We start from the raw sequence: 22,892 nt of genomic DNA, 5'->3' as shown, positions 1-22,892 counted from the left end.
CGCCGCGGCCACAGGACCTGCCGTGTCGGAAAAGACCGAACCCGCCACAGACAAGAAGCTCAACGAGGCCCGCAAGAAGGGCCAGGTGCCCCAGAGCGCGGACCTGGCGGCCTCGTTCGCGTTCGCCTTCGCGCTGACCACGCTGGTGTTCATGGCGTCGACGGACGACGAGCGCATCCGCAAGATCATCCTGACCGGCATGGCGGTGGCCGCGCCGGACTCCGAGCAGGCCGTGGACGTGGTGCTGCAGCTGACCTACGCGATGGTCGTGGATGCACTGTGGATCTGCGCGCCGGTGCTGCTGGCCGCCATGCTCGGCGGTGTCGTCGGTGGGCTGGCGCACGTGGGCTTCAACGTCTCGTTCGAACCGCTCACGCCCAAGTTCGACAAGCTCGACCCGGTGGCGGGCGTGAAACGCATGTTCTCGCTGAAGACGCTGTTCGAGGTCTTCAAGTCGGTGGTCAAGGCCATCTTCATCGGCTGGGTGCTCTACGAGTCGATCCGCTCGCTGATGCCCATGCTGGTGTACAGCGGCTACGGGCAGCCGGTCAGCATCGGCATCGCCGCCTGGGACGGGCTGATCCACCTCTTCGCCCTGTGCGCCGCGCTCTTCGTCGTGCTCGGCGTCATCGACTTCGTGATCCAGCGCCTGCTGTTCCTGAAGGACCAGAAGATGTCCAAGGACGAAGTCAAGCGCGAGTACAAGCAGGACGAAGGCGACCCGCAGATCAAGGGCGAGCGCAAGGCCATCGCCCGCGAGATCGCCTTCTCGGACCCCGCGCCTGCGGTGGCCCAGGCCAACGCCGTGGTCGTCAACCCCACCCACTACGCCGTGGCGCTGCGCTACGAGCCCGAGGAGTGCGGGCTGCCCTTCATCGTGGCCAGAGGCGTCGACGGCGAGGCGGCACAGATCCGCGAGGCGGCCAAGGCGCAGGGCGTGCCGATCATCGGCAACCCGGAGCTGGCCCGCGCGCTCTACAAGATCCCGCTGCGCTCGACCGTGCCCGAGCCGCTGCTGGAGTCGGTGGCCATCGTGCTGCGCTGGGCCGAGCAGCTGCGCGGCGGGGAGCCCGCGTGATGATGAAGACGGCCAAGCGCTTCGGCGGCGACGTCGGCATCGGCGTGCTCATCATCACCGTGCTGGCGCTGATCATCGTGCCGGTGCCGCTGATGGTGATCGACACGCTGCTGGCGGTGAACCTGATGATCAGCGCGCTGCTGCTGATGGTGGTGATGTACGTGCCCAGCGTGGTCGAGCTGTCCACCTTCCCGACGCTGCTGCTGTTCACGACCATGTTCCGCCTGGCCCTGAACATCGCGTCGACCAAGGTCATCCTGCTCACGGCCGAGGCCGGCCACGTGATCGAGGCCTTCGGCAACCTGGTGGTCGGCGGCAACATCGTCGTCGGCTTCGTGGTGTTCATCATCATCACGATCGTCCAGTTCATCGTCATCGCCAAGGGCTCGGAGCGGGTGGCCGAGGTCGGCGCGCGGTTCACGCTGGACGCGCTGCCGGGCAAGCAGATGAGCATCGACGCCGACCTGCGCGCCGGCATGATCACCGGCGAGGCGGCGCGCGCGCGGCGCGACCTGCTGGGCATGGAAAGCGCGCTGCACGGCGGCATGGACGGCGCCATGAAGTTCGTCAAGGGCGACGCCATCGCCGGCCTCGTGATCACGGCCATCAACATCCTAGGCGGCATCGCCATCGGCGTGATGTACATGAACATGACCGCGGGCCAGGCGGCCGAGCGCTTCACGGTGCTGTCCATCGGCGACGCGATGGTGTCGCAGATTCCCTCGCTGCTGATCTGCATCGCCGCCGGCGTGCTGGTGACGCGCGTGGCCGACGAGCGGCGCGTGGGCAAGTCGGTCTCGGTGGGGCAGGAGATCGGCGAGCAGCTGACCAGCAATCCGCAGCCCCTGATCCTGTCGGCCGTGCTGCTGATGGGCTTCGGGCTGATTCCGGGCTTTCCGGTGGCGCCCTTCGTGGTGCTGTCGGTGGGCATGGTGGCGGTGGCCTATTTCCGTTCCAAGAAGACCCCCCGGCGCGCAGCCGAGGCGGCGTCGTCGCCCCTGCCGGCGCTGATGCGCGAAGGCGGCAAGGCCGCGGTGCCGACGATCCAGCACAAGCCGCGCGAGTTCACCAGCCCGCTGGCGATCCAGATCTCGCCGCAGTTGTCGCAGGCACTCGACGTTCCTGCGCTCGACACCGCCTTCGCGCGCGAGCGCGACACGCTGCAGGAGACGCTGGGCCTGCCCTTCCCCGGCATCGACGTGGTGATCGGCCGCGAGCTCGCGCCCGCCGACTACCGCATCCAGGTCTACGACGTGCCCTCCGACGGCGGCAGCCTGCAGCCCGACGCGCTGCTGCTGCTGGACGGCGACGAGAGCACACGCGCGCTGTGCGAGCCGCACAGCGCGGCCTGCGGGCAGGAGCAGACCTGGTGGATCGCCACCACGCGGCGGCGCGAGATCGGCGACGCGCCGGTGCTGACGCACGAAGAGGCGCTGGCGCGCCACGCCATCGCCTCGATGCAGCGCCAGGCCCACCTCTTCATGGGCGTGCAGGAGGTGCAGTGGATCCTGGAGAAGGCCGCCAAGGACTACCCGAACCTGGTGGCCGAGACGGTGAAGGCACTGCCGCCGCTGAAGATCGCCGAGGTGCTGCGCCGGCTGCTCGAGGAACAGGTGCCGGTGCGCAACATCCGCTCGATCCTCGAAAGCCTGGTGGCCTGGGGCACGAAGGAGAAGGATCCCCTGATGCTGACCGAGTACGCGCGCACCGAGCTGGGCCGCTTCCTCGCGCACCGGGCCACCGGCGGCAGCGGGCTGCTCGAGGTGGTGATGCTGGACCAGGGCGTGGAGCAGACGGTGCGGCAATCGATCAAGCAGACCCCGGCGGGCAACTTCCTGGCGCTGGCGCCCGAGACCATCGAGCAGATCAGCGAGTCGGTGCTGCGGCTGTCGGGCCGCACACCGCAGACGGCCCGGGCGGTCATCACGTCCATGGACATCCGGCGCTACGTGCGCAAGATGCTCGAGCGCAAGGCGCCGTGGCTGCAGGTGTACTCGTACCAGGAACTCGGCGGCCACGTGGAGCTGCGTTCGCTGGGCCGCGCGGTGATCTGACGCCGGACCAGCGCGATGGCCGGCACCAAGCCCCTGCCCTTCGAACGGGTGCGCGTGATCGTCGACGTGCACACGGGCCTGGTCCGCCGCAACGACGAACGGCGCCCCGTGCCGCTGCCGCGGCCGGCACCGCAGGCGGCGTGGAGGCCGCTGGCCAGGCCGGTGGAGGCGGCGCCGCCGGCGGCCGCGGTGGCCGCGTTCGCGGCCGCGCTGGCTGGCGGCACCGACGGTGCCGCCGAGAACCGGGCCGCCGAGGGCACACGCGAGGGCATGCGCGAGGGCACACGCGAGGGCATGCATGAGGGCATGCGCGAGGGCGCCCGCCCCGAGGCCGCCACGCGCGACGCTGCCGGCAGCGTCGCCGACGGCCCGCCCCCACCGGCGGCGCAACACGCGGCGGCGGCTGGCCGCCCGGTGCGGCAGCGCCTGGCCAGCCTGGCCGAGCGGGCCGCAGGCGACGCAGAGGCGGCGGTGCCGATCGCGGCGATCGCGCGGTCGGTCCAGGAGGCCACCGCGATGCACGCGGTGGCCGCCCTGGTGCTGGACACCTGCAGCGGCGACGCCAAGCGCGAGACGGGCCCCTGGGAGTTCACGCTGCCGCTGCACGGCCAGGGCCTGGGGCGCACCAGCCTGCTGCTGCGGCTTTCGCGTGAGCTGCTCTCGCTTCGCTTCAGCTGCGACGGCCCCGACACGCGCGACCTACTCTCACGGCACAGCGCTTCGCTGCTGGACCAGTTGCAGACGCAGCTGGCCCCCCCGCTGGTGGTGGACATCGTGTTGAGCGATGCCTGATGGAGCCCAAGGACCATGGACAGCACGATGGTTGCGCCGCTGGCGGCATCGCTGGAATCCGTCGCGGAGTCCGATGCCGCGCTGTCGCGCCTGCTGTTCCGCGACAACCTCGAACGCCTGCTGTGCCAGTGGGTGCCGGGTCTGCGGCTGGTCCGCATGCACAGCGCCGCGCCCGTGCCCGCCGCCGACGAAGGCAAGACCTTCGGCATCACGCTGCGCGGGCCGACGGTGGAACTGGCGCTGCGGCTGCCCTGGGCCATCGATGCCGTGTCGGCCTCCGTGATGGCTGCCGACGCCTGGTCGCCGGCCGTGCAGCTGGCCTGCCTGTGCGCACGCGCCAGGGCCACGATCGGCGGCCTGCTCGACTGGCTGGGCGAGCTGGGCCTGCGCCCGGTGAGCCTGCACGGCCGCGCCGGGCGCTTCGAGCCCGCTCCCGATGGCACGCGCTTCGAATGCCACATCGGCCGCCACCGCGTCGAAGCCCAGCTGCGCTGCCTGGACACGGCCTGGCCGGCGCAGGCCGGCCAGAGCACGGTACGGCGCGCACCGCCGCAACTGCACGGCGTGGCGCGGCTGCCGCTGCCGGTGTGCGCGGTGCTCGGTGCGCGCCGCATGCCGCTGTGGCTGCTGCGCTCGCTGGGCGCCGGTGACGTGGTGCTGCTCGGCCGCCAGAGCGGCCCGCCGGATTCGATCGACGCGGCCATGCTGGTGGTGGGCCGGCGGGGCCGCGGTGCGCTGGGCTGGCCCTGCATGGCGCGGGGCCGCGAGATCACGGCAACAGGAGACCTCCGCATGAACACCGACACCCTCATCGCGCCCGGCACGCAGGAGCACGACGCTCCGGCGTTCGCGCCATCGGAGCGCGCGCCCAGGGCCGACCCCATGGCCGACCTCGAGGTCGACCTGCACTTCGAGCTGCAGGTGCTGAGCACGCCGCTGAGCGAGCTGGCCGCCATGCAGCCCGGCTACGTGCTGGAACTGCCGGTGCCCGCGACGCAGATCTGCGTGGACCTCGTCGTCGGCGGCCAGGTGCATGGCCGCGCGCAGCTGGTACGCGTGGGCGACCGGCTGGGCGCGCGCATCCTCGAGCTCTTCGATGCCGCCGCCTAGCGTCGCCATCTTCGACGCCTTCTCGCTGGCGACGATCGCCTTCGTGATCGGCGTCGTGCCGCTGGTCGCGGTGGTGCTGACCTCGTTCCTGAAGGTCACGGTGGTGCTGGGCCTGCTGCGCAACGCCATCGGCGTGCAGCAGGTGCCGTCGAACATGGTCGTCAACGGCATCGCGCTGATCATCTCGGCCTACATCATGGCGCCGGTGGGCATGGACGCCATGGACGCCATGCGCACCAAGCCCGACACCAGCAGCTCGCCGCAGCGCTTCGCCGACGCCATCGACGCCGCGAAGGAGCCGTATCGCAAGTTCCTGGAAAAGCACGCGCACGAGAAGGAGCGCCAGTTCTTCCTGCGCTCGGCGGCGTCGATCTGGCCGCCCGAGCGCGCCGCCGCGCTGAAGCACACCGACTTCATCGTGCTGGCCCCGGCCTTCACGCTGTCGGAGCTGTCCGAGGCCTTCCGCATCGGCTTCCTGCTCTACATGGCCTTCGTGGTCATCGACCTGATCATGGCCAACGTGCTGCTGGCGCTGGGCCTGTCGCAGGTGAACCCCACCAACGTCTCGATCCCGTTCAAGCTGCTGATGTTCGTGGTGCTCGACGGCTGGTCGGTGCTGCTGCACGGCCTGGTGCTCACCTACCGCTGAAGGCGCCGACATGCACTACGAGGACGTCATCCAGATGACCACGCAGGGCCTGGCCCTGGTGCTGCTGATCTCGCTGCCCATCACCGCGGTGTCGGCGGTGGTGGGGTTGCTGGTATCGCTGGTGCAGGCCATCACCTCGCTGCAGGACCAGACGCTCTCGCAAGGGCTGAAGCTGCTGGTGGTGACGCTGGTGATCTTCTTCACCGCGCCCTGGGCCAGCGCGCTGGTGATGGCCTATGCGCAGCAGGCCATCCTGGGGGCTTCGGGATGAAGCTCGGGCCCGTCCAGCCGATCGTCCCGCCACCCACGGCTCCGCTGCCGGTGGCGGCGGCGGCGGCCGTGCAGGCACAGGGGCGGGCCGGCTCGCCCGCGCCCAACGCCCTGCAGCCCCGTGACGACGACCCGCACAACCCGGCGCACGGGCAAGGGCAGCGCAAGGGCACGCAGTTCAAGTCACCACGCAACCACCAGCCCCGCACCACGCAGCCCGCCAGGCCGCCGCGCAACGCGCCGGGGCCGCGCCCCGCCCCCAACGCGCCGAGTGCTGCCGACGCGCCACCGTCGAGCGCCGGCGACAGCCCGGACAGCATCGACACCGACGACGACTTCGAGACCCGCCGCCGCCACGCCGGCCAGAGTGCGGGATCCTCGTCGTCGCAGACCGACACGGGCGGTGGCGGCGAGCAGGGCGGACGCCAGGATCGCAAGTTCGCGGCGATCAAGCGCCTGCGGCTGGGCGACCTGTCGGCCCCCTTGCTCGGCGCGACGGACGGCATCCAGGCCGCGATGCGTGCGCCGCACCCGGCCGAGGCGCTGACGGCCCACCTGTCCGGCATGGCCCGGGGTGCCAGTGCGCCGGTGGAAAGCAACGCGATGGCGGCGTACGTGCTGCGCGCGGCCCAGGCGTGGCTGGCCAGCCAGGGCCCGGGGACGTCGGGCGGCACCGCCACGCTCGGCAGCGTGCGCGCGACGCTGGTCGACAGCGGCGGCCCCACCGGGGCCGCGCTGACCGAGCGCCACGCGGCAGCCTGCGTCTGGCTGCCGGTGTTCCTGCTGAACCTGGACAAGCCGCGCACGCCGCAGCAGCGCGCGCAGGCGATCGACCGGCTCGCGATGCTGGAGCGCAGGCTCGCGCTCAGCCGCGGCACGCACCAGGGCTGAGCCATGGCCGAGGCGGTGCTGGACAGCCTGCTCGAGGCAGTGGCCGCCGAGATCGGCCTGCCCGACCCCGGCCCGATCGTTGCCGCGCGCATGGTCGAGGTGCAGGGGTTCGAGTGTTCCTTCGAGATCCCCGAATCCGACAGCGACGCGCTGTACCTGCTGTTCGACTTCGGCATCGCCACCGCGGGCCGCACGTTGCGGCTGTTCACGGCCATGCTCGAGGCCAACATCACGACCTACGCGCAGGACCAGGCGCAGCTGGGCATCGACGCTTCCAGCGGCGTGGCGATCCTGATCGTGCGCATCCCGGGGGTGAACGACATCGACGTGGGCTGGCTCGTCGACACGCTGGCGCACTATGCCGCGCACGGCCTGTACTGGCGCGACACCATCTTCCAGGCCACCGACGAGATGCTCGAGGGCATCTCCAGCGGCGCCTACGAGTGGATCCGCGCGTAGCAGTGCAGCCGCCGCGGCCCGGCGGCATCATGCGGGCTTGCCATCGACCGCCCTGCCCGGGCCCGACCGTTGTCCCGTCCACCCCCGCCCCCCATGACGCTCGGCGAGCGCATCGACCGCCGCCTGGGCCTGCTGCGCTCGCTGCTGGTGTACCGCGGCATCCCGTGGCGCGGCGCGCAGCTGCGCCGCTTCTACCGCCGCTTCGTGCCGGCCGGCGGGCTGGCCTTCGACGTCGGCGCGCATGCCGGCAACCGTGTCGCGGCGTTCCGGCAGCTGGGCGCGCGCGTCGTGGCGATCGAGCCGCAGCCCGACTTCGTGCGCCTGCTGCAGCGCCGTTTCGGCGGCGACGACGGGGTCACGCTGCTGCCGCTGGCACTGGGCCGCACCCCGGGCGAAGCGCAGCTGCTGGCGAGCCTGCGCACGCCCACCGTGTCCACGCTGTCGGCCGACTTCGTGGCGCGCGCCGGGGCCGCGGCATCCTTCCGCGGCGTGCGCTGGGCGGCGGGACCGGTGGTGCCGGTGGACACGCTGCAGGCGCTGATCGCCCGCCACGGCCGCCCCGACTTCGTGAAGATCGACGTCGAGGGCCACGAGCTCGAGGTGCTGATGGGGCTGCGGCAGGTGCTGCCGGCGCTGTCGTTCGAGTTCCTGCCCGCCGTGCGCGACGTCGCGCTCGGCTGCATCGACCGGCTCGAGGCCTTGGCCGACCTGGCCGCGCACGGCCCGGACCGCTACCGCTACGCGGTGTCGCTGGGCGAGCGTCTGCGCCTGCTGCAGCCGCAGGGCGTGCCCGCGCAGGCCTTGCGCGACTGGCTGCGCGCGCTGCCGGCCGACGCGCCGTCGGGCGACGTGCACGCCTGGCTGGTGCCGCCTTCAGCGCACGGCGACTGAAGCCGCCGGCGGGCCGGACGAGAAGGCCTGCAGCAGCAGCCGCGTCAGCGCATGCATCGGACCCAGCGCCGTGGCCGGCGGCAGCAGCCCGTCGACGAAACCCTGCGCCTGCAACCGTGCCAGCAGTGCGGTGTCGTCGCTGACCACGTGCACAGGCACGTCCCAGCTGGCACCGGTGCCGGCGACCAGCGCCGGCGGCTGGTGGTCGCCGATGACCACCAGCACCAGCGGCCGCGGCGCATGCCGGCCCAGGTAGTCGGCGAGCCAGGTGAACTGGTAGCGCATGCTGTCCACGTAGTTCGGCAGCGGCTGCTGCACTGCCAGCGGCGCCGCCAGTGCCGCGCCGGCGTCCGCGGCCGCGTAGGCGCCGGCTCCGGTGAGCCGGCTCCAGTCGGCCACGAAGGGAGCCAGCGGATGGAACGGCGCGTGCGTGCTCGCCGTGGCGAAGACGGCGAACCGCGGCGCGCGATCGGGCACCGCTGCGCCGCGGTCGAGTTCCTGGGCGTGCAGCAGCGCCATCGCCGCCTGGTCGGGAATGCGCCAGTAGCCGAAGTCCGGGCCTGCGTAGCCGATGCCGGCGTCGTCGGCCACGCGCGCATAGCCGTAGAACGCACCTTCGGGCCAGGGCCGCTTGATGCCGGGCATCCAGCCCACGGTGCGGTAGCCGTGCTGCGCGAAGTGGCGCACCAGGGTCGGCCGCGTGCCGGCCAGCAGCAGGTCGTGGTGGCCGGGGTCGGTGATGGGCAGGCCGCTGAGCAGGCTGGCATGCGCCAGCCAGGACGCGCCGCCGAAGGTGGGCGAACGCACCCGCGCCGAGACCACGCCGCGGCCGCCGGCGGCGATCGCCTGCGCGAGCTGCGCCCGCGGCGCGGCCAGTGCCGCAGCCAGTGCCGGCACGTCCAGCGTGACGGCGCCGTACGACTCGGCGAACAGCAGCAGCACGTCGGCCGGGCCATGCCGGCCGGCCAGTGCGGACAGGTCGCCGTCGAAGGCCGGGCCGGGACCGAGCACCGCGTCGCCACGCGCGGGCTGCAGCACGCGCGCCACCAGCAGCGTCTGCTGCACCAGCGTGGGCATCAGCGGCAGCGAGAAGAACCAGCGCGTGTCGCGCTGGTCGGGCACGTAGGCCAGCCAGCTCGCGCTCAGCGCAGCCGTCAGCGTCGCGGTGCACAGCAGCAGCGGGCGGGCGGGCAGTGCCCCCAGGCTGCGCACCAGCATGCCGACGGCCAGGCGCACCAGCAGCACCAGCAGCAGCAGCCCGCCGACGAAGACCGCCGCGGCCGCCGCCACCCGCCAGCCCGGCTGCGAGGCGGCCGCCACGCGCAGCAGTTCCAGGCCGTGGCGGCCGTCCCAATAGACGTTGACCGGGCGCCCCAGCAGCGCCGGCGCGGTGACGTCGGCGTACCGCACCGCCACCAGTACCACGACACCCAGCGACAGCGCACCGGCGGCGCGCGCGGAAGGCACGCCGCGCCAGGCCACCCAGGCTGCCAACGCCGCCACCGCCAGGCACAGCTCGAACGACAGGCGCGGCATCAGGTGCACGCCGAAGCCGGGCCAGCGGTTCTCGAAGCTCAGCAGCGCGTTCAGCAGCGCGAACGCCAGTGCCAGCTGCAGCAGGCGCAATGCAGCCGGCGGCGCGGTCACTGCCGCACGGCCTCGAACTCGATGATCAGCGCCACCTCGTCGCCGACCCAGCCGTTGGCCACCGCGTAGTTCATGCCGTAGGCGCTGCGCTTGAAGCTGCCGCGCGCGGACACGCCCATCACGTAGGGCTTGCCGCCGGGGCCGCCCAGCGGCGACTCGGCGCTCTTGTTCCAGGTGGCCTGCAGTGTCAGCGGCTGCTTGCGGCCCAGCAGCTCGAGCTGGCCGGCGATCTCGAAGCCGCGCTCGCCGACGCGGCGCGCGCCGTCGGCGGTGAACACCATGCGCGGGAACTCGCGGCTGTTGAGGAAGTCCGGACCCTTCAGGTGGTCGTCGCGCTTGCGCTGGTTGCTGAACACGCTGGCGGTGTCGACCTCGATGCGCACCTGCGACAGCGTGGCCGTGGCCTCGTCGAAGCGGTAGCTGCCCTTGGCGGCGCGGAACATGCCCAGGATCTTGGCGTAGCCGATGTGGTCGACGAGGAAGGCCACGGTCAGGTGGTCGCGGTCGAGTTCGTAGGTGGCGGCCTGCGCCGTGGCCGCCGCCGGCCACAGCGCCGCAGCGCAGGCCAGGGCCGCGCTGCCGGCGCGTGCCAGCCAGGCCCGGCGGCCCGGTGCAGGCGATGCTGCGTTCGATGCGATGAAGCGCATGGTCAGGTCTCCGGTGAACGGTGCCGCGCGCGCGCCAGCCAGCGCACGTCGACGGCGAAGGACAAGCCAAGCAGCGCCAGGCTGGCCGCGGCCAGCGCCGCCGCCAGCGGCGGCGGCAGCACCGGCGCCAGGCACACGATGAGGGCGGTGATCTGCACCACGCACACCGTCTGCCGGCGCCGGCTCGGCAGCAGCGGTGCCGCGAGCCAGGGCCAGGCAGCCGCCGCGGCGACGAAGGCATAGCGCATCAGGCCGGCCGCCAGCACCCAGGGCCCGGCCTGGCCGGCCTGCCACACCAGCGCGCACAGCACCAGCGTGAAGGCGGCGTCGGTCTCCATGTCGAAGCGGGCGCCGAAGTCGCTGGCCAGGCCGCTGCGGCGCGCCAGCGCGCCGTCCACGGCGTCGAGCAGCGCCGCCAGCGTCGCGACGGCAACCACGCCCCAGGCCAGCGACGTGGCCGCCGCGGCCTCGCCGAGCAGCCCGGCCAGCGCCGCGCCCAACGCCAGCCGCAGCAGCGTCACGCGGTTGGCGGGGCCGAAACGGGCGTGCGGGTGCGCGCCGCGGGCCAGCCCCCGCCGCACCAGCGCTGCGCCGGCACCGAACAGCGCCAGCACCTTGGCCGGGTAGTCGGCGCCGAGGCCGGCACCGAGCGCCAGCGCCGGCGCCAGCAGCAGCAGCGCGCCGGCCGCCAGCGCCAGGTCGACCGCCGCGCTGCGCTGCAGCCCGGGCACGACACGGGCTGTGCCGGTGGCACCTGATCCTCCTGCCGGCACGCGGCGCCGCCCCGCAGCCTGCGGTGGCAAGGAACGGTGGGCCGACGGCTTCATGGCCCGAACCGTAACATCGCCGCAGTTGCACCGCGCGCCAGGAGGACATGCACTCCGCGCCGGCCCGCCCATCCGCCGCACCGCCGCCCACCCTGCCGTTCCAAGCCGCCTTGCCACACCACCCGACCGCCGACGCCCCGGCCCGCGCCTGCTGGGTCGTCGCACCCGGCCGCGCCGAACTGCGCGACGAGACGCTGCCGCCGCTGGCCGCGGGCCAGGTGCGCGTGCGCAGCCTGCACAGCGGCATCAGCCGCGGCACCGAGGGCCTGGTCTTCCGCGGCGAGGTGCCGCCCAGCGAATACGAGCGCATGCGCGCGCCCTTCCAGCAAGGCACGTTTCCGGGGCCGGTGAAGTACGGCTACGTCAGCGTCGGCACCGTCGAGCACGGCCCGGCGGCGCTGCAGGGCCGCACCGTCTTCTGCCTGCATCCGCACCAGACGCGCTTCCAGGTGCCCGCCGACGCCGTGCTGCCGCTGCCCGACACCGTGCCGCCGGGCCGGGCCGTGCTGGCGGCGCTGCTCGAGACCGCGATCAACGCGCTGTGGGACGCCGCGCCGCGCGTCGGCGACCGCGTCGCCGTGGTCGGCGGCGGTGCACTGGGGCTGCTGGTGGCCTGGCTGGCGGCACGCGTGCCAGGCTGCCGTGTGCAGGTGGTCGACACCGTGGCCGCGCGCGCCGAGGTCGCCGCGGCGCTGGGTGCCGGCTTCGCGCTGCCCGACGCCGCCACGCCCGACGCCGACCTGGTGGTGCATGCCAGCGGGCAGCCCGCCGGGCTGGCCACGGCGCTGGGCCTGGCCGGCGTCGAGGCCACGGTGCTGGAACTCAGCTGGTACGGCACCCGCGAGGTCGCCGTGCCGCTGGGCCAGGCCTTCCACGCGCGCCGGCTGCGGCTGCAGAGCTCGCAGGTGGGCAGCGTGGCACCGGCGCAGCGCGCGCGCTGGAGCCACCGGCGCCGGCTGGCGCTGGCGCTGTCGCTGCTGGACGACCCCGTGCTCGACCACCTCGTCACGCACAGCGCCCCGTTCGACACGCTGCCGCAGGTGCTGGCGCGGCTGGCCGCGCCGGCCGGCGCCGAAGACGTCCTGTGCCAGCGCATCGACCACCCGCCGGCCGAAACCGACTGAACCCGGCTGATCCCTCCACCCCTCCACTGCCCGCCACCCACGATGTACGCCGTCAACGTCAGAGACCACTTCATGATCGCCCACAGCTTCCGCGGCGACGTCTTCGGGCCCGCGCAGCGCCTGCACGGCGCCACGTACGTCGTCGACCTGGAACTGCGCCGCCAGGAGCTCGACCCCGACGGCATCGTCGTCGACATCGGCCTGGCCACGCAGGTGCTGCACGAGGAACTGGCGGCGCTGAACTTCCGCAACCTCGACGAGCTGCCGCAGTTCGCCGGGCGCAACACCACCACCGAATTCCTGGCACGCGAACTCTTCGACCGCATCGCCGCGCGCATCGCCGCCGGCGCGCTGGGCCCGCACGCCCTGCCCGGCCCCGGCCAGGCCGGGCTGGCACAACTGCGCGTGACGCTGAACGAGTCGCACGTGGCCTGGGCCTCGTACGAGGGGCCGCTGCCGACGGCACCGATGGCGTGACGGCTGTCGACACGGCCCGCCGCCGCAGCGCCTGCCTGCTGGCGCCCGGCAGCGCGGCCGACTGGGCCACGCCCACCGGGGGCTACCGCTACGACCGGCAGATGGTGGCCGCGCTGCGCGATGCCGGCTGGGCCATCGAGCTGCGGCACCTGGCCGGCACCTGGCCGTGGCCCGACGCCGCGGCGCTGGCCGCGGCAGCGGCACAGACCGCCGCACTGGCCGACGGCACGCTGGTCGTGGCCGACGGGCTGGCCTTCGGCGTGCTCGACGCGGTCGTGGCGCCGCAGGCCGAACGCCTGCGCTGGGTGGCGCTGGTGCACCACCCGCTGCACCTGGAGACCGGGCTCGACGACACGCAGCGGCAGCAGCTGCATGCACGCGAAGGCCGCGCGCTGCAGCACGCACGCCAGGTCATCGTCACCAGCGCCCGCACGGCGCGCGACGTGGCGGCGCTGGGCGTGGCGCCGGAGCGCATCGCGGTCGTCGAGCCGGGCACCGAACGCCCGTCGGCACCACCCGGCCCGCGCCGGCCCGGCCCGGTGCGGCTGCTGTGCGTGGCGACGCTGACGCCGCGCAAGGGCCACGCGCTGCTGCTGCAGGCATTGGCCGAGCTCGCCGGGCTGGCCGGACCGGACTGTCCGGACTGGGAACTGCACGCCGTCGGCAGCCCGACGCGCGACCCTGCCACGGCCGCCGCGCTGGTGGCCCAGGCCCGCGCGACCGCCCTCGCCGGCCGCGTGCACTGGCACGGCGAGGTCGACGAGGCCACGCTGCAGGCGCACTACGCGGCCGCCGACCTGCTGGTGCTGCCGTCGCTGCACGAGGGCTACGGCATGGTGGTCGCCGAGGCGCTGGCCGCCGGCGTGCCGGTGCTGGCCAGCAGCGCCGGCGCGCTGGCGCAGACGCTGCCCGCTGCCGCAGGCTGGCAGGTGCCGCCCGGCGACGTGCCGGCGCTCCAGGCGGCGCTGGCGCGGTGCATCGCCGATCCCGCGCTGCGCGCGCGCCTGGCGGCCGGCGCCGCCGCGGCCGGCCGGCAGCTGCCGGACTGGCCGACGCAGGCGGCCCGGTTCTCCGCCGTGCTGGACAGCGTGCCATGACGCAGCCGACCCGGGCCCCGGAAGCAGGCTTCAGCGCCGACTGGCTGCGGCGGCGCGAGCCCTTCGACGCCCGTGCCCGCGACAGCGCCGCGCCGCGGCTGGCGCTGGCATCCCGGCTGGCGGCGCTGCGCCCGCCGGCCGGCACGCCCTGGCGCGTGATGGACCTGGCCTGCGGCACCGGCGCCAACCTGCGCTGGCTGGCACCGCGGCTCGGCGGCGCGCAGCAGTGGCTGGTGGTCGACCACGACGCCGCGCTGCTGCGGCGCTGGCCACGGCAGCTGGCCGCCGCCCAGGGCCGGGCTCCGCAGCGCGTGGCCGCAGGCCAGCCGCTGCGCTTTGCGGCGCCGGGTTTCGACGCCCAGGTGCTGCGCCGCCGGCTCGACCTGGCACAGCAGCTCGAGGCGCTGCCCTGGCAGGCCGCGCACCTCGTCACCGCGTCGGCGCTGCTCGACCTGGTCAGCGCCGACTGGCTGCAACGGCTGGCGGCGGCGGCCACGGCGCGCCGGGTGGCGCTGCTGCTGGCGCTGAGCGTCGACGGCCGCCACCAGTGGACACCGCGCGACCCGGACGACGGTGCGGTCGGCGCACGCTTTGCCGCGCACCAGCGGCGCGACAAGGGCTTCGGCCCGGCGCTGGGCGCAGATGCCGTGCCGGCGCTGCAGCGCCTGCTGCAGGCCGCCGGCTACCGCGTGCACCTGGCGCGCAGCGACTGGTGGCTCGACAGCCGCATCGACGGTGCCGCGCTGGCGCTGCAGCGTGCGCTGGTCGACGGCATCGCCCATGCCGCCTGCGAGCAGGACCCGCCGGCCGCCGCGGCGCTGCAAGGCTGGCGCGCGCGGCGCCAGGCGCTGGCGCCGCGCAGCACGCTGCGGGTGGGCCACCTCGACCTGCTGGCGCTGCCGCCGCGCTGATCGCGCGGACCTGCGGTCAACGCGGCCGCAAGTCCAGGTCCCAGAGCATGTCGTCGCCCAGCGCCAGCCGCTGTGCCGGCGGCCGCAGGCAGTCGGCCATGCGCGCCGGGCCGGCACCCTGCAGGCCGCGCCGGCCGTCACCGATGACCACCGGGGCGATGACCAGGTGCAGCCGGTCCAGCGCCCCGGCAGCCAGGAAGCGCGACACGGTCACGCCGCCGCCTTCCACGAACACCAGCCGCAGCCCGCGCGCCGCCAGCGTGGCCAGCACGCGCGCGGGGTCGGGGCCGCGCGCGGGGTCGGCCGCATCGAGCAGCGCCGGCACCGCCACCACTTCGGCCGCGCCGCCCTGCAGCCGCTCGCGCGCGGCCGCCGCATGGCGCGCATCGCACAGCCACAGCGTCGGCGCCGCCGCGTCGCGCAGCAGGCGTGCGCGGCCGTCGAGCCGCGCCGCGGGGTCCAGCACCACGCGCACCGGATTCGGGCCGGGCACGCGGCGGGTGGTCAGCTGCGGGTCGTCGGCGGCCACGGTGCCGGCGCCGACCAGCACCGCGTCGCACAGCGCGCGCAGCCGGTGCAGGTGCAGCAGGCTTTGCGGGCCGGTGACGTAGTACGAATCGCCGGCCGCGGTGGCGACGCAGCCGTCCAGGCTCTGGCCCAGCTGCGCCACCGTCCACGTGCCCGGGTGCCCGTGCGGCGCCGACCCGGCGATGGCCTGCCGCGCCTGCAGCAGCGGCTGGTAGACCGCCAGGAGCGCCGCGCTGGCCGCGCTGAGCGTGCCGTCCGGCGGCGGCGCCGCGGCGGCCTGTGCCCGCGCGTGCAGCAGGCGCTGCCACAGTGCGGGCCAATCGTCGGGCAGCGGTGGATCGGGGGTGGGCATGGCCTGGATCATCGCAGCGCCGCAGCAGGCCCTGCGCGCCGTGCGGCGCAGACGGCGCGGCAGGGCGCAACAGGACGCAACAGGGCGCAAAGGGCTCACACACAGACCGCCCGGCAACCTGCCGGTATCCTGTCACGGATGACCTGTACCTGCTCCCTGCCCCCGTCGGCCGAGGCTGGACGACTGCAAGCCGCCGCGGCATGACGATGAACGCGCACCTGCCCGACATCACCGCACTGCTGCAGGCGGCCGGCGCCCCGGATCCGGACCCGGCCCGCGCCGCAGCCATCCGCGTCGACCGCGCCTGCACCGAACTCCGCCGCGGCCGCCCGGTGGCACTGGGCACGGCTGGCGACGCCGACGCCGGCGCCGCCACAGGCGGATGGCTGCTGGCCGCCGCCGTCGAGACGCTGAGCGAGGCCCTGCTGCAGCGCCTGCAGGGCACCGGCGCCGCGCTGCGCCTGGTGCTCAGCGCCGAACGGCTGCAGGCACTGGGGCGCGCCGACGTGCTGGAGCCGCAGCTGCTGGAACTGCCGCCCACATCGACGCTGCAGCAACTGCAGCGGCTGGGCGCCGTGCTGCCTGGCGGCGGGGCGGATGCCCACGCCGGGGCGCTCGCCGCGGCGTTCGCTGCGGGACCTGCCCCGGCCTCGGCGCCGGCCCGCGCCGCGCTGGCGCTGGCCAAGCGCACGCGGCTGCTGCCGGCGCTGCTGACGCTGGATCTGCCGGCCGCGCACGGCCCGGCCCTGGCCGCGTCCCAGGTGCTGCAGCTGGACGCCGCCGACGTGGCGCGGGCCGCGCCGATGCGCGCCGACACGCTGCGCCGGGTCAGCGACGCCCGGGTGCCGATCGGTGCCAGCGAGGACTGCACGCTGACCGTGTTCCGCGAGGTCGACGGCGATGCCGAACATCTGGCCATCGTCATCGGCCAGCCCGCGCCCGGCACCACCGTGCCGGTGCGCCTGCACTCGGCCTGCCTGACCGGCGACCTGCTCGACAGCCTGCGCTGCGACTGCGGCCCGCAGCTGCAGGGCGCGGTGGCCCGGCTCGCCGAGACCGGGGGCGTGCTGCTGTACCTGGCGCAGGAAGGCCGCGGCACCGGGCTCGTGAACAAGCTGCGCGCCTACCGGCTGCAGGACGCGGGGCTCGACACGCTGCAGGCCGACCGCTACCTGGGCTTCCGCGACGACGAGCGCAACTTCGCCGCGGCCGTCGGCCATGCTGCACGCGCTGGGCCACACGCGCATCCAGCTCCTCACCAACAACCCGCACAAGATCGACGCCCTGCGCGATGCCGGCATCGAGGTCGTGGGCCGGCTGCCGCTGCACGGGCCGGTCAACGACCACAACCTGCGCTACCTGCAGACCAAGCAGCAGGCCGGTCACCTGGGCGGAGACGCCTGAAGCCCCACGGGCGGGCCCGCCCGGCGCGCATGCCGGGCTCAGCCGGCCGAATCGGGCAAGGGCATCGCCTCCACCTCGGCCAGCAGCTGCACCAGCCGGTCGGCGAGGTGGTCGAGCAACGCGACCCCCTTGTCGGCACTGGCCGCCGCGGCGTTGCCGCAGGCGCCCTGCGGGTTCAGGTCCTGCGTCATCCAGCCGATGCCCACGGGCTTCTCGGCACCGACGAGCCCGCCGCGTGCCGCCAGCGCGGCGCCCAGGCTGCGGAAGTCGGCCAGCGCCTCGCGGCGCACCAGGTCGGGCCGCAGGTGCAGGATCAGCGAGGTCTCGACCGCGCCGCCGTGCAGGCCGTGCGCCAGTTCGTCGGCGTCGAACAGGCCCGGCGGCACGCCGAACGAGAAGCTGTGCGCGCGCAGCACCAGCAGGCCGTGCGCCACGCGCAGGCGCAGCGCTGCCAGGTCCACGTGCGCACGCTGCCCGCCGTGGCTGTTGAAGAGCACCAGCTTCCGCACCCCGGCGCGTGCCACGCCGCGGCCGACCGCCAGCCACAGGCCGAGCAGGTGCTCGAGATCGGCGCTGAGCGTGCCGGCGAAGTGGGTGTGCTCCAGGCTGTCGCCGATGTGCAGTGCCGGCAGCACCAGCACCGAGGCCGACGCCGGCAGGCGCCGCAGCGCTTCGGCCACCACGCCCTGGTTGATGAGCGCGTCGGTGGCCAGCGGCAGGTGCGGGCCGTGCTGCTCGATCGCCGCCACGGGCAGCAGCGCGATCGTGCGCAGCGGGTCGACGCGGGTGAAGTCGGTGGTCGCCAGGTCCTGCCAGAAACCGCTGGGCAGCGTTGCAGGCGGGGCGGAAACGGGCTGGGGAATGCTCATGCCGGGGTGTAGTAGGGATCGTCGTCGGGGGTGCCGGGCACCTGGGCCGCGGGCGCGCTGAATTGCCAGACCACCGCCACGGCCACGGGCAGCGCGGCCAGCAGTGCGGCGAGCAGCGGCGTCCAGCGCGGACGGGCCCGGGCCCAGCGCTGGCGCAACAGCAACGGCGGCGCAGCGAAGGCCAGCGCGAGCAAGGCCAGCCGGCCGGCGTCGGCCGCGGCTGCGGCAGTGAGAGAGGTCGTGGACGCCGCCCCAGGCGCGATGGCCGACGACAGCGCCCACGACCACGCCAGGGCGAGCCAGGCCAGCAACAGCGGCACCAGCGGCACCAGCGACGGCGCGGCCGCCGCCCCCTGCAGACCCGGCGCCGGCCGCAGCCAGAGCCAGGCGCCGAGCACCGCGGTGCAGGTGGCCAGCATCAGCGCCAGCTGCGCCAGCAGCAGCGAGCCGCCACCGGCCGCCAGGGCCGCCAGCCCGAGCGCCGACACGGTCAGCGCAGCGGCGCCGGCAGCGGCCGCAGGCTGCACGGGTGCGGCCGCCCGGGGCGCCGCGGGTCCGCCGCGCTGCAGCGCCATCGCCACCGCGGCCAGGGCCAGCCCGGCCAGCACGGTCCAGGGCAGCTTCTGCACGCGCGACGCTGCCGGCCACTCGAAGCCCGGCAGCCAGGCCAGCGCGCCGAGCAGCCCCAGCGCAGCCCCCAGCGGCGCCCAGCGCACCCCGCAGCCGGCCCGCAGCACCGCCATCGCCAGCAGCGACAGCACGCAGGGCAGCAGCAGGCTCTGGAAGGCCGGGTGGTGCAGGAAGCTCGACCAGGTCGACACGGTGACGGGCGGCGCAGCCGCAAGTGCAGGTGCGACATCATCGCCGCATGCGGCATGACCACGTCAACCGGTCGTGCGCAGGGCGCCGTCAGGCCGCCGCCAGTGCCTTGCCGCGGCCCCCGGGCGCGCGCAGGCCCGTGAATGCGAAGTCCACCTCGGGCTGCAGGCCGCTGACGATGTGCGCGATGCTCTTGCCCGAGCCGCAGGCATGCGTCCACCCGAGCGTGCCGTGCCCGGTGTTGAGGAACAGGTTGGGCAGCCTGCTGCGGCCGATGAGGGGCACGTTGCTCGGCGTGGCTGGCCGCAGCCCGGTCCAGAACTGCGCCTGGCTCGCATCGCCCGCACCGGGGAACAACTGCTCCACGCGGCGCACGATGGCCTCGCAGCGCACGCGGTTCAGGTCGCGGTCGTAGCCGTTGAACTCCGCGGTGCCGGCGATGCGCAGGCGGTCGGTCCCCGAAGACGACGCCGTTGCCGGCGTCGTGAGGCGCGAGAACACCAGCTTGTACTCGTCGTCGGTCAGCGAGACCTGGTGCGCCATCGCGGCGTCCTTCACCGGCATCGTCACCGAGTAGCCCTTGGCCGGGTAGATCGGCAGCGCGATGCCCAGCGGCCGGGCCAGCACAGGGCTCAGGCTGCCCATCGCCAGCACGTACGCGTCGGCGCGCAGGCGCTGGAAGCGGCCTTCGTGGTCGGTGGCCTCGACGTGGTCGATGGCGCCACCGACCGCGCGCAGTGCGGTGACGGTGTTGTTCATCAGGAACCGCACGCCGTCGGCTTCGCAGCGCCGGACGAGTTCGCGCGCGAAGCGGTTGGCGTCGCCCGACTCGTCCTCGGCGGTGTAGGTGGCGCCGGCCAGCTGCGGCCGGATGTGGCGCAGCGCGGGCTCCAGGCGCACGGCTTCGTCGGCCGAGATCACGCGCCGGTCGCAGCCGAGCGCCCGCATCTGCGCGGCGGGGGCTTCGGCACCGTCGAACTCCTTCTGGCTGGTGTAGAAGTGCAGGATGCCCTGCGTGCGTTCGTCGTAGGCCAGGCGCAGGTCACGGCGCAGCTGCTGCAGCGTGTCGCGGCTGTAGGTGCCCAGGCGCACGATCTGCGCGATGTTGCGCCGCGTGCGGGCCGGCGTGCATTCGCGCAGGAACTGCAAGCCCCACAGCCACTGGCGCATGTCGGCGCGGAGGCGGAACAGCAGCGGCGCATCCTCGCGGCCCAGCCACTGCAGCACCTTCAGCGGCGCGCTCGGGTTGGCCCAGGGCTCGGCGTGGCTGACCGAGATCTGGCCGCCGTTGGCGAAGCTGGTTTCCGCCGCCGGCGTGGCCTGGCGGTCGACGACGCTGACGTCGTGGCCCTGCTGCCGCAGGAAGTAGGCCGAGGTGACGCCGAGCAGGCCGGCGCCGAGGACGATGACTTTCATGGGAACGCTCTCCGGAGAAGGAACGGCGCGCACGGCGGCCGAAGCCGGCCGGCGCATGCCGCTCCCCCTGTCCTCGGTACCTGAGAGATTCAACCCGGCAGGGCCTGCCGGGTCTTGCTCCTTCGGTGCTTCACGGGCGTGAAGTCTCTCCAGACGGCGATGGTGGTGTGCAGTACGGGACCTGAGCGTTCATGGGAGTTTGCGCCTTCGGTGGCCCCGGCCGCGGCCGGAGCGCTCTCCTGCGGATTCGGTGTGTCTAGGCTGTTGCGGCCTGCCCTTTCGCGGCAAGGAAGCGTTCGGCCAGCAGCACCCAGTAGGCGCTGCCGACGCCGATGTTGTCGTCGTTGAAGTCGTAGCCCGGGTTGTGGACCATGCAGCCGCCTTCGCCGGCCCCCGTGCCCGTGCCGTTGCCGATCAGCAGGTAGCTGCCGGGCACGCGTTCGAGCATGAACGCGAAGTCTTCGCTGCCGGTCAGCGGCGGGCCCTGCAAGGTCACCCGCTCCTGGCCGACGAGTTCGAGCGCCACCGCGCGCGCGAAGGCGGTCTCGGCCGGTGTGTTCACCAGCACCGCGTAGCCCGGCTTCCAGTCGATGTGCGCGGTGACGCCGAAGCTCTCGGCCTGCGCCGCCACCAGCGCGCGGATGCGGCGCTCGATCGTGGCGCGCACGTCGCGGTCGAGCGCACGCACGCTGAGCTCCAGCGTCGCCGCGGCCGGAATGACGTTGTTGGCCCGGCCGGCATGCAGCGCGCCCACCGTCACCACCGCCGCGTGCAGCGGGTCGATGTTGCGCGAGACGATGGTCTGCAGCGCCATCACCGTGCTGGCGGCCGCCACCACGGGGTCGGCCGCGCGGTGCGGCATCGCGCCGTGGCCGCCGAAGCCGGTCAGCGTGATCGTGGCGTAGTCCGACGACGCCATCGCCGCGCCTTCGCGCAGCACCAGGTGGCCCTGGGCGATGCCGGGCATGTTGTGCATCGCGAAGACGGCGTCGCAGGGGAAGCGCTCGAAGAGGCCGTCGTCCATCATGCGCAGCGCGCCGCCGCCGCCTTCTTCCGCGGGCTGGAAGATCAGGTGCAGCGTGCCGTCGAACACGCCGCGTTCGGCCAGGTGCCGCGCCGCGGCCAGCAGCATGGCGGTGTGGCCGTCGTGGCCGCAGGCGTGCATGACGCCGCCGTGCACGCTGGACCAGCCGGCGCCGCTGGCCTCGGTGATCGGCAGCGCGTCCATGTCGGCACGCAGGCCCAGGCGCCGCGTGCCCTGCCCGCGCACCAGCGTGCCGACGACACCGGTGCCGCCGATGCCGCGCTCGACCGCGTAGCCCCAGCCCGCCAGCTTGTCGGCCACCAGCGCGGCCGTGCGGTGCTCTTCGAAGGCCAGCTCAGGGTGGCGGTGGATGTCGCGGCGCAGGCTGATGAACTCGCCCGCCCGCGCCTGCAGCGCCTGCAGCAGATAGGTCATGGCCGGCTACTGCGGCAGCAGGTTGATCTGCCGCGCGATCGCCCGGTAGCGCGCGGTCTCGGCCTCGAAGAACTTCGCCGACTCGGCCAGCGTCATCGGCGCCGCCGCCAGCTGGGTCTGCGCGGCCAGCTGCGTGCGCACCGCCGGGTCCTGCAGCGACCGGCCGATCGCCGCGTGCAGGCGCACCACCACGTCCTCGGGCGTGTTCTTCGGCACCATGTAGCCGGTCCAGATCTTGTACGAGAAGTTCTTCAGCGACTGGCTCTCGCTGGCCGCCGGCACGTGCTTCAGCAGTTCCGAACGCTGCGCGCCGAGCTGGCCGATCACCTTCAGCCGGCCCTGGTCGGCCAGCGCGCCCATCGCCGCGCTGTACACCAGCACCGCGAAGTCGACCTGGCCGCCGCCGATGTCCTGCAGCAGCGGCGCGTTGCCCTTGTAGGGCACGTGCGCCAGCTTGACGCCGGTGGCCGACTGCACGTTCTCCAGGATCAGGTGGTAGAGCGAGCCGATGCCCACGCTGCCGTAGGTCAGCGGCTTGTCGGCCGACTTGCGCGCCAGCGCGATCAGTTCGTCGACGCTGGACACGCCCAGGTCCTTGCGCGTCACGAACACCATCACCGCGTCGGCCACCGGGTGCACGAGACGGAAGTCCTCGGTCTTCAGCTTCACGGCGGCATTGGCCAGCGGCGACAGGATCACCTCGTTGGGCGAGCCCTGGAAGACGTAGTGGCCGTCGGCCGGCGCGGCCAGCACCTTCTGCGCCGCGAGTGCGCCGCTGACGCCGCCCAGGTTCTCGACCAGCACCTGCTGCCCCAGTTCCTTGCCCAGCGGGTTGAAGAAGATGCGTGCGATGGCGTCCGACGGGCCGCCCGCCGGGTACGGCACCATCAGGTTGACCGGCTTGGCCGGGTACGCCTGCGCCGCGGCCAGGCCGGCGCCCAGCGCGAAGCCGGCCGACAGCACCAAGGATCGAAGCAGCTTGAACCTGGACATGGGGAGACTCCTTGTAGGGCGCACCGCGGGGACTGGCCTCGGGGCGGTGGAACCGTTGCGAATGGGCGGATGCCGGTGTGCAGGGGCAATGTAGGAGCGGCCCGAATCCACGTCCAATGCATTGTTCT

The 22,892-nt window shown here is 73.9% G+C and carries 23 protein-coding genes, 1 pseudogene and 1 riboswitch; of the genes and pseudogenes, 15 read left to right on the top strand and 9 right to left on the bottom strand.

What is annotated here, in order from left to right:
- Positions 1-22 precede the first annotated feature (22 nt).
- From sctU to ACPOLB_RS24775, 9 genes are all read left to right on the top strand, one after another.
- Positions 23-1,078: a type III secretion system export apparatus subunit SctU gene (sctU, locus tag ACPOLB_RS24815; protein ID WP_425258732.1), complete on the top strand. Its 1,056-nt coding sequence runs from the start codon at positions 23-25 to the stop codon at positions 1,076-1,078.
- Entirely contained in the window at positions 1,078-3,132 is a 2,055-nt protein-coding gene (sctV, locus tag ACPOLB_RS24810; protein WP_425258731.1) for a type III secretion system export apparatus subunit SctV, read from the top strand. Before sctU ends, sctV begins: the two co-directional genes overlap by 1 nt.
- Before the next feature lie 15 nt (positions 3,133-3,147).
- Positions 3,148-3,924, top strand: coding sequence for a type III secretion system protein SctP (gene sctP, locus ACPOLB_RS24805; protein ID WP_425258730.1), 777 nt, complete (start codon positions 3,148-3,150; stop codon positions 3,922-3,924).
- A 15-nt stretch (positions 3,925-3,939) separates the two neighbouring features.
- The gene (gene sctQ / locus ACPOLB_RS24800) at positions 3,940-5,034 is read left to right on the top strand and encodes a type III secretion system cytoplasmic ring protein SctQ (protein WP_425258729.1); all 1,095 of its coding nucleotides are present in this window, start codon (positions 3,940-3,942) and stop codon (positions 5,032-5,034) included.
- On the top strand, positions 5,021-5,683 hold the full coding sequence (gene sctR, locus ACPOLB_RS24795; protein ID WP_425258728.1) for a type III secretion system export apparatus subunit SctR: 663 nt from the start codon (positions 5,021-5,023) through the stop codon (positions 5,681-5,683). The genes sctQ and sctR overlap by 14 nt, the downstream gene beginning before the upstream one ends.
- A 10-nt stretch (positions 5,684-5,693) precedes the next feature.
- Positions 5,694-5,954, top strand: coding sequence for a type III secretion system export apparatus subunit SctS (gene sctS / locus ACPOLB_RS24790; protein WP_425258727.1), 261 nt, complete (start codon positions 5,694-5,696; stop codon positions 5,952-5,954).
- Positions 5,951-6,844, top strand: a complete 894-nt coding sequence (locus ACPOLB_RS24785; RefSeq protein ID WP_425258726.1) for a hypothetical protein — start codon at positions 5,951-5,953, stop codon at positions 6,842-6,844. Before sctS ends, ACPOLB_RS24785 begins: the two co-directional genes overlap by 4 nt.
- A gap of 3 nt (positions 6,845-6,847) precedes the next feature.
- Positions 6,848-7,303: a molecular chaperone Tir gene (locus tag ACPOLB_RS24780; protein ID WP_425258725.1), complete on the top strand. Its 456-nt coding sequence runs from the start codon at positions 6,848-6,850 to the stop codon at positions 7,301-7,303.
- Positions 7,304-7,396: 93 nt separating this feature from the next.
- Positions 7,397-8,194, top strand: a complete 798-nt coding sequence (locus tag ACPOLB_RS24775; protein WP_425258724.1) for an FkbM family methyltransferase — start codon at positions 7,397-7,399, stop codon at positions 8,192-8,194.
- Here ACPOLB_RS24775 and ACPOLB_RS24770 read toward each other — a convergent pair.
- From ACPOLB_RS24770 to ACPOLB_RS24760, 3 genes are read right to left on the bottom strand one after another with little or no spacing between them, the layout of a single operon-like run.
- Positions 8,177-9,841: a hypothetical protein gene (locus tag ACPOLB_RS24770; protein WP_425258722.1), complete on the bottom strand. Its 1,665-nt coding sequence runs from the start codon at positions 9,839-9,841 to the stop codon at positions 8,177-8,179. The two genes, ACPOLB_RS24775 and ACPOLB_RS24770, sit on opposite strands and share 18 nt — an antisense overlap.
- Positions 9,838-10,488 (bottom strand): YceI family protein, encoded by a 651-nt coding sequence (locus ACPOLB_RS24765; protein ID WP_425258721.1) that lies wholly within the window; start codon positions 10,486-10,488, stop codon positions 9,838-9,840. Before ACPOLB_RS24765 ends, ACPOLB_RS24770 begins: the two co-directional genes overlap by 4 nt.
- A gap of 2 nt (positions 10,489-10,490) precedes the next feature.
- Complete coding sequence (locus tag ACPOLB_RS24760; RefSeq protein ID WP_425258720.1) at positions 10,491-11,219, bottom strand: CDP-alcohol phosphatidyltransferase family protein; 729 nt, start codon at positions 11,217-11,219, stop codon at positions 10,491-10,493.
- 206 nt (positions 11,220-11,425) lie between these two features.
- Here ACPOLB_RS24760 and ACPOLB_RS24755 point away from each other — a divergent pair, with 206 nt between their 5' ends.
- The 4 genes from ACPOLB_RS24755 to ACPOLB_RS24740 are packed head-to-tail and all read left to right on the top strand — an operon-like array spanning position 11,426 to position 14,924.
- Positions 11,426-12,439 carry a zinc-dependent alcohol dehydrogenase gene (locus ACPOLB_RS24755; RefSeq protein WP_425258719.1) on the top strand — a complete coding sequence of 338 codons (1,014 nt, stop codon included), beginning with the start codon at positions 11,426-11,428 and terminating at the stop codon, positions 12,437-12,439.
- Between the two features lie 42 nt (positions 12,440-12,481).
- Positions 12,482-12,916 carry a 6-pyruvoyl trahydropterin synthase family protein gene (locus ACPOLB_RS24750; protein ID WP_425258718.1) on the top strand — a complete coding sequence of 145 codons (435 nt, stop codon included), beginning with the start codon at positions 12,482-12,484 and terminating at the stop codon, positions 12,914-12,916.
- Positions 12,913-14,013: a glycosyltransferase family 4 protein gene (locus ACPOLB_RS24745; RefSeq protein ID WP_425258717.1), complete on the top strand. Its 1,101-nt coding sequence runs from the start codon at positions 12,913-12,915 to the stop codon at positions 14,011-14,013. The genes ACPOLB_RS24750 and ACPOLB_RS24745 overlap by 4 nt, the downstream gene beginning before the upstream one ends.
- Positions 14,010-14,924, top strand: a complete 915-nt coding sequence (locus ACPOLB_RS24740; RefSeq protein ID WP_425258716.1) for a class I SAM-dependent methyltransferase — start codon at positions 14,010-14,012, stop codon at positions 14,922-14,924. Before ACPOLB_RS24745 ends, ACPOLB_RS24740 begins: the two co-directional genes overlap by 4 nt.
- Positions 14,925-14,940: 16 nt before the next feature.
- On the opposite strand, the gene ACPOLB_RS24735 is transcribed toward ACPOLB_RS24740, so the two are convergent.
- Positions 14,941-15,804 carry a RibD family protein gene (locus tag ACPOLB_RS24735; protein WP_425258715.1) on the bottom strand — a complete coding sequence of 288 codons (864 nt, stop codon included), beginning with the start codon at positions 15,802-15,804 and terminating at the stop codon, positions 14,941-14,943.
- 200 nt (positions 15,805-16,004) lie between these two features.
- Between ACPOLB_RS24735 and ACPOLB_RS24730 the strand changes: the two are divergent.
- Both ACPOLB_RS24730 and ACPOLB_RS24725 read left to right on the top strand, forming a co-directional pair.
- Positions 16,005-16,955: pseudogene (locus ACPOLB_RS24730) on the top strand (hypothetical protein); the annotation flags it as partial.
- A 67-nt stretch (positions 16,956-17,022) separates the two neighbouring features.
- On the top strand, positions 17,023-17,208 hold the full coding sequence (locus ACPOLB_RS24725) for a hypothetical protein (protein WP_425258714.1): 186 nt from the start codon (positions 17,023-17,025) through the stop codon (positions 17,206-17,208).
- A 38-nt stretch (positions 17,209-17,246) separates the two neighbouring features.
- Here the strand turns inward: ACPOLB_RS24725 and ACPOLB_RS24720 are convergent, their stop codons facing one another.
- From ACPOLB_RS24720 to ACPOLB_RS24700, 5 genes are all read right to left on the bottom strand, one after another.
- Complete coding sequence (locus ACPOLB_RS24720; protein ID WP_425258713.1) at positions 17,247-18,077, bottom strand: creatininase family protein; 831 nt, start codon at positions 18,075-18,077, stop codon at positions 17,247-17,249.
- Entirely contained in the window at positions 18,074-18,898 is an 825-nt protein-coding gene (locus ACPOLB_RS24715) for a hypothetical protein (protein WP_425258712.1), read from the bottom strand. Before ACPOLB_RS24715 ends, ACPOLB_RS24720 begins: the two co-directional genes overlap by 4 nt.
- An 88-nt stretch (positions 18,899-18,986) precedes the next feature.
- Entirely contained in the window at positions 18,987-20,312 is a 1,326-nt protein-coding gene (locus ACPOLB_RS24710) for a D-amino acid dehydrogenase (protein ID WP_425258711.1), read from the bottom strand.
- 57 nt (positions 20,313-20,369) lie between these two features.
- Positions 20,370-20,475: riboswitch (glycine riboswitch) on the bottom strand.
- Between the two features lie 93 nt (positions 20,476-20,568).
- On the bottom strand, positions 20,569-21,771 hold the full coding sequence (locus ACPOLB_RS24705; RefSeq protein WP_425258710.1) for a M20 aminoacylase family protein: 1,203 nt from the start codon (positions 21,769-21,771) through the stop codon (positions 20,569-20,571).
- Positions 21,772-21,777: 6 nt separating this feature from the next.
- Entirely contained in the window at positions 21,778-22,764 is a 987-nt protein-coding gene (locus ACPOLB_RS24700; protein WP_425258709.1) for a tripartite tricarboxylate transporter substrate binding protein, read from the bottom strand.
- Between the last annotated feature and the right edge of the window lie 128 nt (positions 22,765-22,892).

Source organism: Rubrivivax soli (genome assembly GCF_049810355.1).
Classification (GTDB): Bacteria; Pseudomonadota; Gammaproteobacteria; order Burkholderiales; family Burkholderiaceae_C; genus Rubrivivax.
The sequence above is the reverse complement of the archived record's forward strand: the minus strand, read 5'-3'. Positions and strand labels throughout refer to the sequence as shown.